The sequence below is a fragment of the Oleiphilus sp. HI0117 genome (genome assembly GCF_001635235.1).
In genome coordinates this window covers 1-590 of the sequence record NZ_LWGA01000356.1, presented here as the reverse complement: position 1 = coordinate 590, position 590 = coordinate 1, and the positions used below count along the sequence as shown (strand labels likewise).

The window sequence follows — 590 nt, the reverse complement described above, 5'->3', positions numbered from 1 at the left end:
TATTGGCTTTATTGTTTTTCGTCAGCACGAGTAAGCTGTATGCCGAAGAAAGCACCAGCACAACAACCGTCTATAAAGTCACAAAACCAGATGGCAGCATATCGTACTCAGACCAACCACAAAGCAACGCCGTCACCTTGGAAGTCGAACCCGTTCCAACCATACCTGCACTAAAACCAAGCCCCATAAGTTTTAGCTCTGCACCTACAGACGACAGCTTTCTTTACCAGTCACTTGTTATTAGCGCACCAATAGACCGGAGCGCACTCCACTCAGGCACGGGTGACATCACTGTAAGCACCATATTAGAGCCTTCATTAAGAGCAGAGGACAAACTGCGCTTTCTGCTGGATGGTGCCGAAGTTGCATTACAAAAAGGGGCGAGCTTGCTGCTAACAAGCCTAAATAGAGGAACACACACGATCACGGTCCAAGTTATCGACCCACAAAACAAGGCTCTTATCTCAGCCAGTAGTCAATTTACAGTTCATCGACCTATCGCCAGAGCGTTCAAAATTAACTAACACATAGAGAGCACCAATAGGGAACACCCCAAAAAAGCAATGCACAAAATTGGTGCGCACATCCTA

General features: G+C 46.6%; 1 protein-coding gene. It reads left to right on the top strand.

Translation table 11 applies throughout. From position 1 onward, the window contains the following. Positions 1-524, top strand: a 524-nt coding sequence (locus tag A3757_RS26325; RefSeq protein ID WP_197469749.1) for a hypothetical protein, incomplete at its 5' end; no start/stop codon positions are given. Positions 525-590 lie beyond the last annotated feature (66 nt).